This is a genomic window from Streptomyces sp. NBC_01481 (assembly GCF_026339995.1).
Classification (GTDB): Bacteria; Actinomycetota; Actinomycetes; order Streptomycetales; family Streptomycetaceae; genus Streptomyces.
On sequence record NZ_JAPEPT010000003.1, the window covers coordinates 480,817 to 497,456 of the forward strand.

The following is a 16,640-nucleotide window of genomic DNA, read 5'->3' on the forward strand; positions in this document are numbered from 1 at the left end:
AGTGGCGGTGAAGTTACAGTGCGCGGACGTACGTTGACTGGAGGTACGGATGCGTCGCTCAACCGCACGAAATGTGCCGGTTCTGGCCGTTGCCGCGGCCATGGTCTCGACCGTGGTCTCGATCGGAGCGGCAGCTCCGCCCCCGCACGCCCCACCGGCCGGGAGCCCGGTCAAGACGCCCGTCGCAGTGGGCTACGGCGGCGCGGTCGCGAGCGTCGACGCCGATGCCTCGGCCGCGGGCATCGAGGTGCTGCGGCGCGGCGGCAACGCCGTGGACGCGGCGGTGGCCACGGCGGCCGCCCTCGGCGTCACCGAGCCGTACTCCGCGGGCATAGGCGGTGGCGGCTTCTTCGTCTACTACGACGCCAAGTCCCGCACGGTCCACACCATCGACGGCCGCGAGACCGCGCCCCGCACCGCCGACGCCTCCCTCTTTGTGGAGAACGGCAAGCCGATCCCCTTTGAGGAGGGCATGACGAGCGGCCTCGGCGTCGGCACTCCCGGCACCCCGGCGACCTGGGAGTCGGCACTCGACGCCTGGGGCAGCAGATCCCTGCGGACGCTGCTGAAGCCGGCCGAGCGACTGGCGAAGGACGGCTTCACCGTCGACGCCACCTTCCGTACCCAGACCCAGGCCAACGAGGCGAGATTCCGGGACTTCCCGGACACGGCGGAGCTCTTCCTGCCGGGCGGCGCGCTGCCGGTGGTCGGCACCGTCTTCAAGAACCCCGACCTGGCGGCCACATACAAGGAAATGGGCCGCAAGGGCGTCGGCGCGCTCTATCGCGGCGGCATCGCCGACGACATCGTCAGCACGGTCCGCACGCCACCCGTGGCCGCGGGCACGACGCGCAAGGTACGCCCCGGCGATCTGACGGCGAGGGATCTGCGGTCGTACGAGACGATCCGGCGCGCGCCCACCAAGATCGCCTATCGCGGTCTGGACGTGTACGGCATGGCGCCGGCCTCCTCGGGCGGCACGAGCGTCGGCGAGGCGCTCAACATCCTGGAGCGGAGCGACCTTTCGAAGGCCACGCAGGCGCAGTATCTGCACCGTTTCATCGAGGCGAGCCGGATCGCGTTCGCCGACCGGGGGCGCTGGGTCGGCGACCCGGCTTTCGAGGACGTGCCCGTGAAGGAGCTGCTGTCGCAGCGCTTCGCGGATTCCCGCGGCTGCCTGATCAAGGACGACGCGGTGCTCACCAGCCCGCTGGCTCCGGGCGACCCGCGCAAGCCCGAGGCATGCGGTACGCCGGGAACGGCCGCCCCCACCACGTACGAGGGCGAGAACACCACCCACCTGACGGCCGCCGACAAGTGGGGCAACGTCGTTGCCTACACCCTGACGATCGAGTCGACCGGCGGCAGCGGCATCACCGTGCCGGGCCGCGGGTTCCTGCTCAACAACGAGCTGACCGACTTCTCGTTCGCCCCCGCGAACCCCGCGGTCCACGACCCGAATCTGCCGGGCCCGGGCAAGCGCCCGCGCTCGTCCATCTCGCCGACGATCGTGCTCGAGAACGGCCGCCCGATCCTCGCCCTCGGCTCACCCGGCGGCGCGACGATCATCACGACGGTGCTGCAGACGCTGACGGGCCATCTGGACCGGGGCCTGCCGCTGGTCGAGGCGATCGCCGCGCCGCGCGCGAGCCAGCGCAACCAGACGACCACCGAGCTGGAGCCCGCGCTGTGGAACAGCACTCTGCGCGCCGAACTGGAAGCCATCGGCCATGCCTTCCGGCAGAACCCGGAGATCGGCGCGGCCACGGGCATTCAGCGACTGCCCGACGGGCGCTGGCTGGCCGCGGCGGAGAAGGTGCGCAGGGGCGGGGGTTCGGCGATGGTCGTCCATCCGTCCGGCGGCTGACTGAACAACTGGCGCGCGGCGAGGGCCTAGAGCGCGGTCAGGATGCGCGGGCCGTCGTCCGTGATCGCCACCGTGTGCTCGGCGTGGGAGGCGCGGCTGCCGTCCGTCGTACGGATCGTCCAGCCGTCCCCCGCCGTGTGGTGCTCGTCCGTGCCGCCGCCGATCACCATCGGCTCGATCGCGAGCGCCATGCCGTGACGCAGTGGCATGCCGCGGCCCGGGCGGCCCTCGTTGGGCACGCCCGGGTCCTCGTGCATCTGGCGGCCGATGCCATGGCCGCCGAAGCCGTCCGGGATGCCGTATCCCGCTGAGCGGCAGACCCGGCCGACCGCGTGGGCGATGTCGCCGATGCGGTTGCCCACGACGGCCGCGGCGATACCCGCCTGCAGGGCCTCTTCGGCCGTGGCGATCAGACGTACGTCCTCGGGGCGGGCGCGGCCGACGGTGAAGCTGACGGCCGCGTCGCCGACCCAGCCGTCGAGGGTCGCACCGCAGTCGATGCTCACCAGGTCGCCGTCGCGCAGCCGGTAGTGGTCGGGGATGCCGTGCACGATCGCGTCGTTGACGGAGGTGCAGATGACGGCGGGGAAGGGGATGGGCGCCCAGTTGGGGCGGTAGTCGAGGAAGGGCGAACCGGCTCCGGCCCCGGCGAGGACCGCGCGGGCGGCGCCGTCCAGCTCGCGCAGGCTGACGCCGACGGCTGCGGCCTCGCGGACCGCGGTGAGGGCATGGGCCACGATGCGGCCCGCCTCGCGCATCGCGTCGATCGACGTATCGCTTTTGATCTCCATCATGCCAATTACTATACCGGTTCTTCCGGTATTGAAATACCGGCATTAGAATAACGGCATGGTACGTACCCCTCTCACCCCCGAAGAGCGCGAACGCGGCGAACGGCTCGGACAGTTGCTGCGGCGGGCGCGCGGTGATCGGAGCATGGTGGAGGTGGCGGCGGCGGCGGGGCTGTCCGCGGAGACCTTGCGCAAGATCGAGACGGGTCGCGCGCCGACTCCGGCGTTCTTCACGGTGGCGGCGGTGGCGGCGGTGCTGGGTCTGTCCATGGACGAGCTGGCGGTGAGCTGCGCGGGGGCGCGGGCTGCGGCGTGACGCCTGCGGCGGGCTTGTTCCCCGACCCGCCCTCCCCCTACGGCCTGGCGGCCGTGGGAGGTACCCCCATCCCGAACTGGGGGCAAGCCCCCAGACCCCCGTATGCGACCTTCGGCCGCATGTCCTCAAACGCCGGACGGGCTGAAATTCAGCCCCTTGGGGGTCCCCCCGGACGAAGTCTGGGGGAGTTTGAGGAGCGGGGAGGTTGGGGGTCCCCCCGGACGGAGTCTGGGGGAGGGCGGGTCGGGGAACAGCCCCCGGCAGGGCCCACAGCTTGCCGCCCGGCGTAGGCTCGCCGCGTGAATGCCGAGGACTTCGCCAGCGCCAGATACGTCAGCCTCACCACCTACCGCAAGGACGGGACAGGCGTGTCAACACCCGTCTGGTTCGCGGTGGACGCCGGTGAGCTGTTCGTCTGGACCCGGTCCGACTCCTGGAAGGTCAAGCGGCTGCGCAACAACAGCCGCGTCGCCGTCACGGTCTGCGACGCGCGCGGCCGGGTATCGGAGGGTGCGCCGAGCGCGGAGGGTACGGCGCGGCTGCTGGACGACGAGGGGACGGGCGCCATCCGCAAGCTGCTCTCCCGCAAATACACCTGGCAGTTCTGGCTCGTCGACTGGCCGGCCATGGTCGTACGGCTCGGTAAGCGGCCGCACACTGGCATCGCGGTGACCATCTGAAAACACTGCGTGACAGCGTCGTAACACTGCTGCGGTCGAATGCCTACGGACTGGAAGCTTCCAGACTGGAAGGTTCCATTCGACGGTGGGGCAGGGGCGGCAGCGATGACGGTGCATCAACTTCCGGTCGAGACCGGCGTGTTCGCGCGATACCTCAAGGGGCTCGCGGCGCTCATCGACCCGGGCAGCGGCTGGTACGGAATCTTCTGGACGCGTGATCCCGAGGGCATGCGGGCCTGTCTGGACGGGACCGAGATCCCGCCGTGGGACGTGGTGGAATCGCTGCTCCAGGACCTGGCAGGGGTGCGCGGCAGGCAGTTCGCGGAGTTGGAATCCGTGCGCGCGCGCCAGCTCCACGCGGACTCGGCGGCGGCGCACGACCGGCTGCCCGGCGGCCGCGAGGCGCTGGAGGAGCGACTGGAGCTGATGCTCCGGGAAGAGGTGTACGCGACGGGCCGCGCGGATGAGTTGCTGCGCCGCCTGGCGGGGGAGCCGGAGGGCAGCGCGGCGGCGGAACAGCTGGCCAACGAACTGGAGTGGACGCGCGACGACTACGCCCGCGCGAAGGCCCGGGTGAGCGAGCTGCGGGCCCGCCACACAGCACTGTGCGGGGACGCGACGCGGGCGGCTGGACCCGAGCACGGCGGGGAGCCGGAGGAGTGGTCGGGCTTCGCGGCGCGTACGGCGTATGAGGCGCCGAGTGCCGCAGCCGACGGCTGGACCGATCTCCGGGAGCGAGGCTCGCAGCACGAGGCCGGTGCCCACGCCGCCGTGCCGCAGCAGGGCGCGCCCACAGGCCCGGCGTACGACGCGAACAGCGCTGCCACCGTGCCGCCGCAGCCGGGTGCGCCCGTGGGCCCCGCGCACGAAGCCCCCGCCCTCGGCGTACCCGCGCTGCCCGACGACTGGTTCCGGCCCCAGCCCGCCGCACCCCACGACGGCCCGCCCGCCCAGGCGGACCCGACGGCTCCGGAGGCCGCGCACCCCGTCGACCGCGCCGCCGGCAAGAAGAAGCGGCGCCCCCGCGGCGCCCGGTTCGCCGGGGTCGAGGGGAGCGGGGACGAGGTCGCCGCCGTGCCCGTGCTGCCCGTCGTCGGCGACACACCCCGCGGGGCACGGTTCGGCGGCGGGCCCATGGAGCAGCAGGCGCCCACCGCGCCCGAACCCCCTGCCGGGGCTCGGCAGGCTGCCCGTGACACCGTCGCCACGCTCGGGCGCCTGCGGGCCGAGGGCCGCAGCGGCGAGGCGCACGCCGTGATCTGCGAGGCGGCGTCCCGGCCCGCCCCCTGGCTGCCCGTATTCGCCGCCGAGCTGCACCGCGCGGGCCTCGCCGCCGACTGGACCACCCTGCTGTGGGAGGCCGCATCACAGCCGGCCTTAAGGCTTGCGGCAGCCGCGGGCGCACTCGCCGCGGCCGGCCGCACCGACGACAGCAGCCGGCTGCTGCGGCAGGGCGTGACCCGCCCCGCCGACGACATCGCCGCGGCCGTGCTCGCCCTGGAGGACGAGGGCCGCGATCTTGAGGCGCGGGCTTTACTGACCGCGTTCGTCCAGCTCCACTCCGCCGAGGACGCCGTCAGGATCGCCGACCGCGACCCGCGCAGGCTGGTGCCGCAGCTGCTCGACGCCGCACGCGCGATCTCCACGTCGCACGAGCGCGATCTTGTCCACGCGCTGCGTGTAGCGGGTCATCTCGGCGCCTGACCCGCGCCTGAACCGCGGCCTGATCCCGTGCCTGGCCCCGTGCCTGACCCCGGGCCTGGTCCGCGACTGATCAACACACCCCGGGCCGAAGCCGTTCGGTGTGGACCGCTCGGGTGTGAAACATGATCGACTCTGCCGGTTAACGACGATGGTCTTGCCCCAGTGTGTGACGGGGCTTACGTTCTCCTCCTACGCAAGCATCTACGTGCGTAGAGGGTCTCTGACCCCGCGTCGAAGGAGCAGCTCATGGCCAACGTCGTACGCGCCGCACTTGTCCAGGCAACCTGGACCGGCGACACCGAATCCATGATTGCCAAGCACGAGGAACACGCCCGTGAGGCGGCCCGCCAGGGCGCGAAAGTGATTGGTTTCCAGGAAGTATTCAACGCTCCCTATTTCTGCCAGGTCCAGGAGCCCGAGCACTATCGCTGGGCCGAGCCCGTCCCGGACGGCCCCACCGTCCGCCGGATGCAGGAGCTCGCCCGCGAGACCGGCATGGTGATCGTGGTCCCGGTGTTCGAGGTCGAGGGCGCGGGCTTCTACTACAACACCGCCGCGGTGATCGACGCCGACGGCACTTACCTCGGTAAATACCGCAAGCACCACATTCCCCAGGTCAAGGGCTTCTGGGAGAAGTACTACTTCAAGCCGGGGAATCTGGGCTGGCCGGTCTTCGACACGGCGGTGGGCAGGGTGGGGGTGTACATCTGCTACGACCGGCACTTCCCGGAAGGCTGGCGTCAACTGGGCCTGAACGGCGCCCAGTTGGTCTACAACCCGTCCGCGACCTCGCGTGGCCTCTCCGCATACCTCTGGCAGCTGGAGCAGCCCGCGTCCGCCGTCGCGAACGAATACTTCATCGCCGCGATCAACCGCGTCGGCCAGGAGGAGTACGGCGAAAACGACTTCTACGGCACCAGCTATTTCGTCGACCCCCGGGGCCAGTTCGTCGGTGAGGTCGGCAGCGACAAAGAGGAGGAACTGCTTGTACGCGACCTCGACTTCGACCTGATCGATGTCGTACGCCAGCAGTGGGCCTTCTACCGCGATCGCCGCCCGGACGCGTACGAGGGGCTGGTGCAGCCGTGACCAGCCTGTACGACCGGCACCGGGCCGTCATCCCGGACTGGGTCGCCCTCTACTACAAGCAGCCTGTCGAGATCACGCACGGTGAGGGCCGCCATGTCTGGGACGCGGACGGCAACCGCTACCTCGACTTCTTCGGCGGCATCCTCACCACCATGACCGCCCACGCCCTGCCCGAGGTCACCAAGGCCGTCAGCGAGCAGGCCGGGCGGATCGTCCACTCGTCCACGCTGTATCTCAACCGCCCGATGGTCGAGCTCGCCGAGCGGATCGCCACCCTCTCCGGCATCCCCGACGCCCGGGTCTTCTTCACCACCTCCGGCACCGAGGCCAATGACACCGCCCTGCTGCTGGCGACCGGATACCGCCGGTCCAACCAGGTCCTGGCGATGCGCAACAGCTACCACGGCAGGTCCTTCTCGGCTGTCGGTATCACCGGCAACCGGGGCTGGTCGCCGACCAGTCTCTCCCCGCTGCAGACGCTGTACGTGCACGGCGGCGTCCGCACCCGCGGCCCCTACGCCCAGCTGTCCGACGCGCAGTTCATCGAGGCCTGCGTCGCGGACCTGGAGGACATCCTCGGCCAGACCCGGGGCTCGGTCGCGGCGCTGATCGCCGAGCCCATCCAGGGCGTCGGCGGCTTCACATCCCCGCCCGACGGCTTGTACGCCGCGTTCCGCGAGGTCCTGAACCGGCACGGCATCCTCTGGATCGCCGACGAGGTGCAGACGGGCTGGGGCCGCACCGGCGAGCACTTCTGGGGCTGGCAGGCGCACGCCGACAGCGGGCCGCCCGACATGCTCACCTTCGCCAAGGGAATCGGCAACGGCATGTCGATCGGCGGTGTCGTCGCATCCGCCGAGGTCATGAACTCCCTGGACGCCAACTCCATTTCGACCTTCGGCGGCTCCCCGGTCACCATGGCGGCGGGCATCGCCAACCTCTCGTATCTGCTGGAGCACGACCTCCAGGGCAACGCCCGCCGCGTCGGCGGCCTGCTGATCGAGCGGCTGCGAGCCATCGGGGCGGGCGTCGCCGCCGTACGCGAAGTACGCGGCCGCGGCCTGATGATCGGCATCGAGCTGGTCAAGCCCGGCACCGACGAGGCGAACCCGGAGGCGGCATCGGCCGTCCTGGAGGCCGCGCGCGAGGGCGGCCTGCTGATCGGCAAGGGCGGCGGCCACAACACCAGCGTCCTGCGGATCGCCCCGCCGCTCTCACTGACCGTCTCCGAGGCGGAAGAGGGCGCCGTCATCCTCGAACAGGCCCTGCACAAGGCGTAGTCGACCGTACGCACGAGAGGGAGCGCACCACCATGAGCAGCACCCGCACCCTGATCCGCGGCGGCCTGGTCGTCACCGCCGCGGACGAGATCCACGCCGACGTACTGATCGAGGACGGCCGGATCGCCGCTCTCGCGGCGCACGCCTCCGCCGTAGCCGAGGGCTGGACCGCCGACCGCATCATCGACGCGACCAACAAGTACGTCATCCCGGGCGGCGTCGACGTGCACACGCATATGGAGCTGCCGTTCGGCGGGACCTCCGCCTCCGACACCTTCGAAACCGGCACCCGGGCAGCCGCCTGGGGCGGCACGACCACCATCGTCGACTTCGCCGTGCAGTCGGTCGGCCATGCCCTGCGCGAAGGACTCGACGCCTGGTATGCCAAGGCCGACGGCAACTGCGCCATCGACTACGGCTTCCACATGATCCTTTCGGACGTGAACGGGTCCTCGCTGAAGGAGATGGACCACCTGGTGGCGGAGGGCATCACCTCCTTCAAGCTCTTCATGGCCTACCCGGGCGTCTTCTACAGCGACGACGGGCAGATCCTGCGAGCCATGCAGCGCTCCGCCACCAACGGCGGGCTGATCATGATGCACGCCGAGAACGGCATCGCGATCGACGTCCTGGTGGAACAGGCGCTTGCCCAGGGCCGCACCGACCCGCGCTACCACGGCGAGGTGCGCCAGGTCCTGCTGGAGGCGGAGGCCACCCACCGCGCCATCCAGCTCGCCCGGGTCGCCGGCGCCCCGCTCTACGTCGTCCACGTGTCGGCCGACGAAGCCGTGGCCGAGCTCGCGGCCGCCCGCGACAAGGGCCTCAACGTCTTCGGCGAGACCTGCCCGCAGTACCTCTTCCTGTCCACCGACAATCTCGCCGAGCCGAACTTCGAGGGCGCCAAGTACGTCTGCTCGACGCCCCTGCGGCCGCGCGAGCACCAGGCGGCGCTCTGGAGGGGACTGCGGACGAACGACCTCCAGGTCGTCTCCACCGACCACTGCCCGTTCTGCTTCAGCGGCCAGAAGGAGCTGGGCCGCGGGGACTTCTCCAAGATTCCCAACGGGCTGCCGGGCGTGGAGAACCGGATGGACCTGCTGCACCAGGCCGTCCTGGACGGGCACATCACCCGCCGGCGCTGGATCGAGATCGCCTGCGCCACACCGGCCCGGATGTTCGGCCTCTACCCCAAGAAGGGCACCATCGCCCCCGGCGCCGACGCCGATGTCGTCATCTACGACCCGCACGCCGAACAGACTCTCTCCGTCGAGACGCACCACATGAACGTCGACTACTCCGCCTACGAGGGCAAGCGGATCACCGGCCAGGTGGAAACCGTGCTCTCGCGCGGCGAAGTGGTCATCGACCAGCGCGAGTTCACCGGCCGGGCCGGACACGGCCAGTACACCCCCCGCGGCACCTGCCAGTACCTGAACTAGGAGCTCCACATCATGGACTTCGGACTTGTCCTGCAGACCGACCCGCCGGCCTCGGCCGTCGTCTCGCTCATGCAGCGCGCGGAACACAACGGCTTCCGCTACGGCTGGACCTTCGACTCGGCGGTGCTCTGGCAGGAGCCCTTCGTCATCTACAGCCAGATCCTGGAACACACGCAGCAGATGCACGTCGGACCGATGGTGACCAACCCGGGGACCAGGACCTGGGAAGTCACCGCCTCCACCTTCGCGACGCTGAACGACATGTTCGGCAACCGCACGGTGTGCGGCATCGGGCGAGGAGACTCGGCGATGCGCGTCGCGGGCCGCAAGCCCAACACCCTGGCCCGGCTCGGCGAGGCGATGGGCGTCATCCGCGATCTCGCCGAGGGCCGGGAGGCCGAGGTCGACGGACAGCCGCTGCGGCTGCCGTGGGTGCGCGACGGGAAGCTGCCGGTGTGGATGGCGGCGTACGGGCCGAAGGCACTGGCGCTCACGGGCCAGAAGGCCGACGGGTTCATCCTCCAGCTCGCCGACCCGTATCTGACCGCGTCGATGGTCACCGCCGTACGCACGGCCGCCTCCGACGCCGGACGCGACCCCGCATCCGTCACCATCTGCGTCGCCGCGCCCGCCTATGTCAGTGACGACCTGCCGCACGCCCGCGAGCAGTGCCGGTGGTTCGGCGGGATGGTCGGCAACCACGTCGCCGATCTGGTCTCCCGTTACGGCGAGCACTCCGACCTGGTGCCCGAGGCCCTCACTTCGTACATCAAGGCGCGCGAGGGCTACGACTACAGCCACCACGGCCGCGCCGGGAACCCGTCGACGGACTTCGTCCCGGACGAGATCGTCGACCGCTTCTGTCTGCTCGGCCCGGCCGAGGCGCACATCGAGAAGCTGAAGGAGCTGCGCGCACTGGGCGTGGACCAGTTCGCCGTCTACAACATGCACGACGCGAAGGAAGCGACCATCGACGCGTACGGCTCCGAGATCATCCCGGCACTCAACGGCTGAAGGGCGAGCCGCCTGTGACTGCGACCGTCCCCTCCGGAGAACCCATAATCGACCAGGACGGCCGCGTCGAGCTTGCGCCCGGCGCGGCACCCTCCGACAACCGCTTCGTCAACGACGATCTGCTGCCCGTACCGGTCGCGCAGCGCCGCTGGACGACGTACAACTTCGCGGCCCTGTGGGTCGGCATGGCCCACAACATCCCGTCCTGGCTGCTCGCCTCCGGACTCGTCACGCTCGGCATGGACTGGAAACAGGCGGTGTTCACCATCGCCCTGGCCAATCTGATCGTGCTGTTCCCGATGCTGCTGACCGGGCACGCGGGACCCAAGTACGGCATCCCCTTCCCCGTTCTCGCCCGGGCCTCCTTCGGCCTGCGCGGGGCGAATCTGCCCGCGCTGATCCGGGCGGGGGTGGCCTGCGCCTGGTTCGGCATCCAGACCTGGATCGGCGGCCAGGGCATCTTCGTCCTGCTCGGCAAGATCTTCGGCGGCTGGGCCGAGGCCGCGGAGGTCGGCGGGCAGCCGTGGACGCTGTGGGTGTGCTTCGTGCTCTTCTGGGCGCTCGAACTGGCCATCATCTACCGGGGGATGGAGGCGCTGCGGCGGTTCGAGAACTGGGCGGCGCCCTTCGTCATCGTCGGCGCGCTGGTGCTGCTGGTGTGGATCGCCACGAAGGCGGGCGGCCTCGGCCCGCTGCTCGACCAGCCGTCCAAGCTGGGCTGGGGCGCGGACTTCTGGACGGTCTTCTTCCCCTCCCTGATGGGGATGATCGCCTTCTGGTCGACGCTCTCCCTGAACATCCCCGACTTCACCCGCTTCGGAGCCGGTCAACGGGCCCAGATCTGGGGGCAGTCGCTCGGGCTGCCGACGACCATGACACTCTTCGCCCTGCTGTCGGTCTTCGTCACCTCCGGCTCGCAGGCGGTGTACGGCGTTGCCGTCTGGGACCCTGTCCAGCTCGCCGCCAAGACCGACAATGTCTTCGGGCTGCTCTTCGCCCTGGTGACCGTGCTGGTCGCGACGCTCTCGGTGAATATCGCGGCGAACGTCGTCTCACCGGCGTACGACCTGGCGAACCTCGCCCCGAAGGTGATCAACTTCCGTAGGGGAGCGCTGATCACGGGCGTCGTCGGGGTGCTGATCATGCCGTGGAAGCTCACCGAGACACCCGAGCTCTACATCTTCACCTGGCTCGGTCTGGTCGGCGGGCTGCTCGGCACGGTCGCGGGCATCCTCATCGCCGACTACTGGGTCGTCCGCCGCACCGTGCTCGACCTGCCCGGTCTCTACACCCCCGGCGGCCGCTACTGGTACGCCTCCGGCTGGAATCCGCGCGCGGTCGCGGCCTTCGTGGTCGGCGGTGTGCTGGCGGTGGGCGGATCGCACTCCGCGCCCGGCAAGGGGCCCTTCCCCGAGGACGGCCTCATCCCGTTCCTGAAGCCGCTCGCCGACTACGGCTGGGCGGTGGGGCTGGGGGCTTCGCTCGTGCTCTACATGGTGCTGATGCTGCCGGAGCGGGCCCGGCTGACCGCAGGCTGAACGGCGCATGCAGTGGCGCGAGCGCGCACATCGGTGCCCGCTCGCGCCACGCGCCGGTCTAGGGCCTGTCGTTCGGATCTTGCCGGGTTCGCGTGCCCTGGCACGCACTCCCCCGTAGCCCTTCGGGCACGGGAGGTGCCCCCATGCCGCGTTGCGTCAGTCGCCGACGCTCCGCGTCGGCTCTCCCCCTGCCTTCGGCGGGGGGAACCCCCATCCTCCGGCCTGCGATCGCACGCACCACAGTGACATCAGCCGCTCCGCGGCGGGCCGCTCACTGATCCGGCCTGATCGACCGGACAGGACCTAGCGGCTCGGCCGCTGGGACTCCACGATCTTGCGGATCGTGGGCTCGGCCCCCGACCGCCGCTGGACCCGTTCGGCGAAGCCCGGGAACTGGCCTGCGATCGCGCTGAGGATCTTCAACTCCAGGGGCGCGACATTGATTTCGGCGACATCGCGCTCGATGGCCCTCACCACGCCGTTCACGACCTGCCGCGGCGAGACCGTACGCACACCGGCGGGAGTCCCCGAGCCGGTCGCCGCGAACATCCCCAGGTCCCGTACGAAACCGGGCTGGACGATCGAGACGCCGACACCCGTGCCGTGCAGATCCTGGCGCAGGGCGAGCGAGAAGCCGCGCAGCGCGAACTTGGTTCCGCTGTACAGCGACGAGGACTTGGTCGCCGCCTTGCCGGAGAGCGAGCCGACGAAGGCTATGTGGCCCCGGCCCGCCTCGACCATGGCGGGGGCGAGCAGCCGCGCCAGAAGCGCGGGAGCGCGGAAGTTGACCGCGATGGCGCGGTCGATCTGCTCCGGCGTGTAGTCCAGCAGCTCACCGCTGGAGGGCAGCGCGGCGTTGGGGATCAGGATGTCCGTACCGGCGGCCTCGTCCGCGAGCCGCCGTACATCGTCGTCGTCCGCGAGGTCGGCGAGGATCGTGCGCGCCCCATAGCGGTCGGCGAGCGGCTCCAGGGCCTCGCGGCGGCGGCCGGTCAGCACCAACTTCGCGCCCTTGGCGGACAGTTCGGCGGCGAGTGCGCCGCCGATGCCGCCGGTGACCCCGGTCAGCAGAACGGTTGCTCCGGTGATGCGCATCTGGTTACCCTCCAGTTCTGTTCGTTCGAACGAACAATAGGGAGGCGGGGCGGTCGTGTCCACAGACGAATTCGGCGGACTGGCAGAACACATAAGGGTGTTGAGGGACGGTCACACCTCATCCGAGGAGCTCGTGCGAGACGCGCTCCAGCGCATCGAGGCCAGCCAGTCCACCATCAACGCCTTCCGCTGGACACGCGGCGAACGGGCCGTCGACGAAGCCAGGGACGCCGACCGGCGGCTCGCGGCAGGGGAGCGGCTGCCGCTGCTCGGTGTGCCCGTCGCCGTCAAGGACGACACCGACGTGGCCGGGCTGCCGACCCTCTTCGGCTGCTCCGGCGAACTCGCCCCGGCCCAGCGGGACGGAGAGGCGGTACGCCGGCTGCGCGCGGCCGGCGCCGTCATCGTCGGCAAGACCAACTCCTGCGAACTCGGACAGTGGCCGTTCACCGAGGGCCCCGCCTTCGGCGCCACCCGCAACCCCTGGTCCACAGACCACACCCCGGGCGGCTCCTCCGGCGGCTCCGCGGCAGCCGTCGCCGCCGGGCTCGTGCCCGCAGCCCTCGGCTCCGACGGCGCGGGCTCGGTCCGCATCCCGGCCGCCTGGTCGCATCTCGTCGGCATCAAGCCGCAGCGCGGGCGCGTCTCCCTCCACCCCTACGCCGACGCCTTCCAGGGCCTCGCCGTCAACGGCCCGCTCGCCCGCACCGTCGCCGACGCCGCGCTGCTGCTCGACGTAGTGCAGGGCCCGCACGCCGAAGACCTGCACCAGCCGGCCGCGATCGACGCCTCGGCCGCGGCCCGCCGCGACCCGGGCCGACTGCGCATAGCCCTCGCCTGGCGGCCCCCGCTCACCCTCACCCGCAGCATGCCGCACCCCGAAGTACGCCGCGGCGTCACCGCACTTGCCGAAGCACTCGCCCGGCTCGGCCACCATGTCGAGGAGGCCCGGCCGCGCTACGGGCTGATCGGCCTCGCCTTCGTGCCGCGGGCCACCGCGGGCATCGCCGAGGTCGCGGCCCTCCACCCCGAGCCCGCACTCCTCGACCCGCGCACCCGCACCGCCATGCGGCACGGCCGGACACTCGGCGGCCGCGTCGTGCGGGCCGCCCGCGCCCGCGAAGTCCGCCAGCACCGGCGGATCGGCGCGATCTTCGACTCGTACGACGTCGTCCTCACGCCCACGACCGCGGCCCCGCCCCCGCGCATCGGCACCTTCGACGGCCTCAGCGCCTGGCGCACCGACGCGACCATGGCCGCCGCGTGCCCGTACGCCTGGCCCTGGAACGTCCTCGGCTGGCCCGGCATCAACGTCCCCGCCGGTCTCACGGCCGACGGACTGCCCTTCGGCGCCCAACTGCTCGGCCCCGCAGGCAGCGAGGAACGGCTGATCTCACTCGCGGCCCAACTGGAGGCCGACCTGCGCTGGTACGAGAAGCGCCCGCCCGCCCCGCTGATCCCCGGGAGCGTGCCGGTGGAACAATGACCGCCATGTCCAGCCCCGCCCGCTCCGCCCCCACCCGGCAGCGCATCATCACCGCCGTCCTGCACATCATCGGCAAGGACGGGGTCGCGGCGGTCACCAACCGGCGGATCGCCAAGGAGGCCGGGGTCTCGCTCGGCTCGGTCACGTACCACTTCGAGACCCAGCACGAGCTGCTGCGCGAGAGCCTGCTGCACTTCGTGCGCGAGGAGACCCGCCGCTTCACCGAACTCGCCGACCAGTGCCAGAGCGACGGCGTCGACATCGACGGCGCGGCCGCTTTGGCGGGCCAGGTGGCTGGCGGCACCGCCTTCGACAGCGAGCACATCGCGCCCTTCGAGCTGTACGTCGAGGCCGGGCGTGACGAACGGCTGCGGGAGGCCGCGGCGGAGGCCTTCGCGGCGTACGACCGGCTGGCGACGCAGATCCTCACCGGCCTCGGCGTCCCGGACGCGGAGCACCTCGCCGCGACGACGGTCGCGCTGGTGATGGGCCTCCAACTGCGCCGCCTGGCGACGGGCGGCCCGTCGCAGGACCTGGTCGACGCGCTGCTGCTGCTGGCGCGGGGGGCGGTGGGGAGGTAGGCGGGGCGGTGCGGTGCCGCCTGCGGCGGGCTTGTTCCCCACCCCGCCCTCCCCCAGACTCCGTCCGGGGGGACCCCCAACCTCCGCGCGCCTCAAACGCCGGCGGGGCTGGATTGTGCGGCAGGGCCGCATATCCAGCCCGTCCGGCGTTTGAGGACATGCGGCCGAAGGTCGCATGCGGGGGTCTGGGAGCTTGCCCCAGTTCGGGAAGGGGCGGGGTGGGGAAAGAACCCCCGGGCCCAGTCAGCCGGTCGCCAGGACCAGGTCCACGACCGGCCGGTACTCGCTCTCTGCCGCCTCGTCCACGCTCTCGTGCGTCGCGATACGGAAGATCAGCGCGCGGACGAGGAGTTGACCCCAGTCCGGCAGATGTGACCAGCGCTCCAGCAGCGCCGCGTCGGCCGCGGACCAGCACAGCGCGTCGACCGCGACGACCGCCGAGGCCCAGGCCGCCGGGCGCCAGTACGGCGGCCAGTCGGTGATCGCGGGCGGCAGGCCGGGCTCGAAGAGGACGTTGCCCAGCAGATCACCGTGGACGATCTGGGCGGGTGCCTCGACCGGGCGGCGGGCGGCCAACAGCGGCTTGAGCAGCGGGAAGTCCGGGGCTTCGTCGGTCTCCTGCCAGGCCAGCCGGTCCGCGCGGGACCACGGGTCGTCCCGTACGCCGAGGAAGCGCGGGCGGGGCAGGTCACTGAGCGCCGCGTGGAACGCCTCGCCCGCCCGGATGACGTCGTCGGCGCGGTGCGGATCGGCGGATCCGCCGGTCAGCCGCCAGGCCTCCCAGCCGTGCGCCGCCCAGCCCCCGTCCGCCGCCGGGACGGGGCGGGCCACCCGGAAGTCGGGGGCCTTCGGCAGATGGTGCAGCACGCCCGCACGCCATACCGTCTCGGGTTCCGAGGCGGCGGGCTTCAGCACCAGCGGTCCTGAACGCCAGGCGGAACCCTGGCCACCGGGGAGCGGGACGGGTGCTTCGGATGCCCCGAAAGCCGTGAGTACGCGAGCGGACGGTGCGGGGGACTGGGTCATGGCCGGGAAGCGTAGGCGGCTGGCTTGCATGGCTGCCGAACTTTCCCTTCGTACTCGATGAATTCGAGGTGCCGAGCGAAGCGACCGCGGCGCGTTCCGCCCCCGTATCGCTGCCAGGTGACACCCCGTCTGTTCAGTAGGGGTGCCGGTCGGGCTTTGTGCTCCATGCCTCGTAGGCCTTCGCGCCCATCTCGGGGTGGATCTGCTCGATCTGGATCCTGCGCTCGTCGAGGGGCTTCATGAAGTCCTCGTACTGGAAGGCGTCATCGAATCCGATCTCACGCGTGGCCTTCAGATCGCAGCTGAAATAGACGTTGTCGATCCGCGACCAGTAGATGGCGCTCATGCACATCGGGCACGGGGCGCCGCTGATGTAGATCGTGCACCCCTTGAGCATCCGGGCTCTCTCCGGTACCGGGTCGGGGGATCCTGCCGGGCGCTGCACGTATTCGAGCGTGCTCTCGTTCTGGTGAACCTCCGATATGGAGGGCGCCTCGGGATTGAGCCGCTGAACCGCTTTGCGGATGGTCTCCACTTCGGCGTGCGCGGTGGGGTCGCCGGTGAGGAGTACGCGATTCTGGCCGCGGGCGACGATCTCGCCGTCACGGGTGATGACCGCGCCGAAAGGGCCACCCCAGCCCTCTTCCACGGACTCGGTGGCCAGCCGTATCGCCTCCGACAGAAACTCCTTGTGCCCCATGTCGAACCTCCGCTTCACCACACACCGAGGTATA

General features: G+C 71.0%; 15 protein-coding genes. 11 read left to right on the plus strand and 4 right to left on the minus strand.

The window, feature by feature from the left end; all coding sequences use genetic code 11:
* Window positions 1-49 precede the first annotated feature (49 nt).
* Window positions 50-1,867: a gamma-glutamyltransferase gene (gene ggt / locus OOK40_RS18705; protein ID WP_266482881.1), complete on the plus strand. Its 1,818-nt coding sequence runs from the start codon at window positions 50-52 to the stop codon at window positions 1,865-1,867.
* Window positions 1,868-1,893: 26 nt separating this feature from the next.
* Here the strand turns inward: ggt and map are convergent, their stop codons facing one another.
* The gene (gene map, locus OOK40_RS18710; protein WP_266482884.1) at window positions 1,894-2,661 is read right to left on the minus strand and encodes a type I methionyl aminopeptidase; all 768 of its coding nucleotides are present in this window, start codon (window positions 2,659-2,661) and stop codon (window positions 1,894-1,896) included.
* A 55-nt stretch (window positions 2,662-2,716) separates the two neighbouring features.
* Between map and OOK40_RS18715 the strand changes: the two genes are divergently transcribed.
* From OOK40_RS18715 to OOK40_RS18750, 8 genes are all read left to right on the plus strand, one after another.
* A complete protein-coding gene (locus OOK40_RS18715; RefSeq protein WP_266482887.1) occupies window positions 2,717-2,974 on the plus strand; it encodes a helix-turn-helix domain-containing protein in 258 nt (85 codons plus the stop codon).
* Between the two features lie 299 nt (window positions 2,975-3,273).
* Window positions 3,274-3,654, plus strand: a complete 381-nt coding sequence (locus OOK40_RS18720; protein ID WP_266482889.1) for a PPOX class F420-dependent oxidoreductase — start codon at window positions 3,274-3,276, stop codon at window positions 3,652-3,654.
* Between the two features lie 105 nt (window positions 3,655-3,759).
* Entirely contained in the window at window positions 3,760-5,358 is a 1,599-nt protein-coding gene (locus OOK40_RS18725; protein ID WP_266482892.1) for a hypothetical protein, read from the plus strand.
* 246 nt (window positions 5,359-5,604) lie between these two features.
* A complete protein-coding gene (locus tag OOK40_RS18730; RefSeq protein ID WP_266482895.1) occupies window positions 5,605-6,447 on the plus strand; it encodes a nitrilase-related carbon-nitrogen hydrolase in 843 nt (280 codons plus the stop codon).
* On the plus strand, window positions 6,444-7,727 hold the full coding sequence (locus OOK40_RS18735; RefSeq protein ID WP_266482898.1) for an aspartate aminotransferase family protein: 1,284 nt from the start codon (window positions 6,444-6,446) through the stop codon (window positions 7,725-7,727). Before OOK40_RS18730 ends, OOK40_RS18735 begins: the two co-directional genes overlap by 4 nt.
* Window positions 7,728-7,759: 32 nt before the next feature.
* A complete protein-coding gene (gene hydA, locus OOK40_RS18740; protein WP_266482900.1) occupies window positions 7,760-9,166 on the plus strand; it encodes a dihydropyrimidinase in 1,407 nt (468 codons plus the stop codon).
* A gap of 12 nt (window positions 9,167-9,178) precedes the next feature.
* A complete protein-coding gene (locus tag OOK40_RS18745; RefSeq protein WP_266482902.1) occupies window positions 9,179-10,180 on the plus strand; it encodes a TIGR03842 family LLM class F420-dependent oxidoreductase in 1,002 nt (333 codons plus the stop codon).
* A 14-nt stretch (window positions 10,181-10,194) separates the two neighbouring features.
* Window positions 10,195-11,718: an NCS1 family nucleobase:cation symporter-1 gene (locus tag OOK40_RS18750; RefSeq protein WP_266482904.1), complete on the plus strand. Its 1,524-nt coding sequence runs from the start codon at window positions 10,195-10,197 to the stop codon at window positions 11,716-11,718.
* 303 nt (window positions 11,719-12,021) lie between these two features.
* Here the strand turns inward: OOK40_RS18750 and OOK40_RS18755 are convergent, their stop codons facing one another.
* Window positions 12,022-12,813 (minus strand): SDR family oxidoreductase, encoded by a 792-nt coding sequence (locus OOK40_RS18755; protein WP_266482907.1) that lies wholly within the window; start codon window positions 12,811-12,813, stop codon window positions 12,022-12,024.
* A 55-nt stretch (window positions 12,814-12,868) separates the two neighbouring features.
* On the opposite strand from OOK40_RS18755, the gene OOK40_RS18760 reads away from it, so the two are divergent.
* Window positions 12,869-14,299, plus strand: coding sequence for an amidase (locus OOK40_RS18760; RefSeq protein WP_266482909.1), 1,431 nt, complete (start codon window positions 12,869-12,871; stop codon window positions 14,297-14,299).
* Window positions 14,300-14,304: 5 nt separating this feature from the next.
* The gene (locus OOK40_RS18765) at window positions 14,305-14,880 is read left to right on the plus strand and encodes a TetR/AcrR family transcriptional regulator (protein ID WP_266482911.1); all 576 of its coding nucleotides are present in this window, start codon (window positions 14,305-14,307) and stop codon (window positions 14,878-14,880) included.
* Between the two features lie 243 nt (window positions 14,881-15,123).
* On the opposite strand, the gene OOK40_RS18770 is transcribed toward OOK40_RS18765, so the two are convergent.
* Together OOK40_RS18770 and OOK40_RS18775 are read right to left on the minus strand one after the other, a co-directional pair.
* A complete protein-coding gene (locus OOK40_RS18770; protein ID WP_266482913.1) occupies window positions 15,124-15,906 on the minus strand; it encodes a TIGR02569 family protein in 783 nt (260 codons plus the stop codon).
* A gap of 133 nt (window positions 15,907-16,039) precedes the next feature.
* Window positions 16,040-16,606 (minus strand): nucleoside deaminase, encoded by a 567-nt coding sequence (locus tag OOK40_RS18775; RefSeq protein ID WP_266482915.1) that lies wholly within the window; start codon window positions 16,604-16,606, stop codon window positions 16,040-16,042.
* Window positions 16,607-16,640: the final 34 nt, after the last annotated feature.

Coding starts and splice junctions, on each gene's coding strand:
- ggt (WP_266482881.1), top strand. CDS start 50: ATGCGTCGCTCAACCGCACGAAATGTGCCGGTTCTGGCCGTTGCCGCG.
- map (WP_266482884.1), bottom strand. CDS start 2,661: ATGATGGAGATCAAAAGCGATACGTCGATCGACGCGATGCGCGAGGCG.
- OOK40_RS18715 (WP_266482887.1), top strand. CDS start 2,717: ATGGTACGTACCCCTCTCACCCCCGAAGAGCGCGAACGCGGCGAACGG.
- OOK40_RS18725 (WP_266482892.1), top strand. CDS start 3,760: ATGACGGTGCATCAACTTCCGGTCGAGACCGGCGTGTTCGCGCGATAC.
- OOK40_RS18730 (WP_266482895.1), top strand. CDS start 5,605: ATGGCCAACGTCGTACGCGCCGCACTTGTCCAGGCAACCTGGACCGGC.
- hydA (WP_266482900.1), top strand. CDS start 7,760: ATGAGCAGCACCCGCACCCTGATCCGCGGCGGCCTGGTCGTCACCGCC.
- OOK40_RS18745 (WP_266482902.1), top strand. CDS start 9,179: ATGGACTTCGGACTTGTCCTGCAGACCGACCCGCCGGCCTCGGCCGTC.
- OOK40_RS18755 (WP_266482907.1), bottom strand. CDS start 12,813: ATGCGCATCACCGGAGCAACCGTTCTGCTGACCGGGGTCACCGGCGGC.
- OOK40_RS18765 (WP_266482911.1), top strand. CDS start 14,305: ATGTCCAGCCCCGCCCGCTCCGCCCCCACCCGGCAGCGCATCATCACC.
- OOK40_RS18770 (WP_266482913.1), bottom strand. CDS start 15,906: ATGACCCAGTCCCCCGCACCGTCCGCTCGCGTACTCACGGCTTTCGGG.
- OOK40_RS18775 (WP_266482915.1), bottom strand. CDS start 16,606: ATGGGGCACAAGGAGTTTCTGTCGGAGGCGATACGGCTGGCCACCGAG.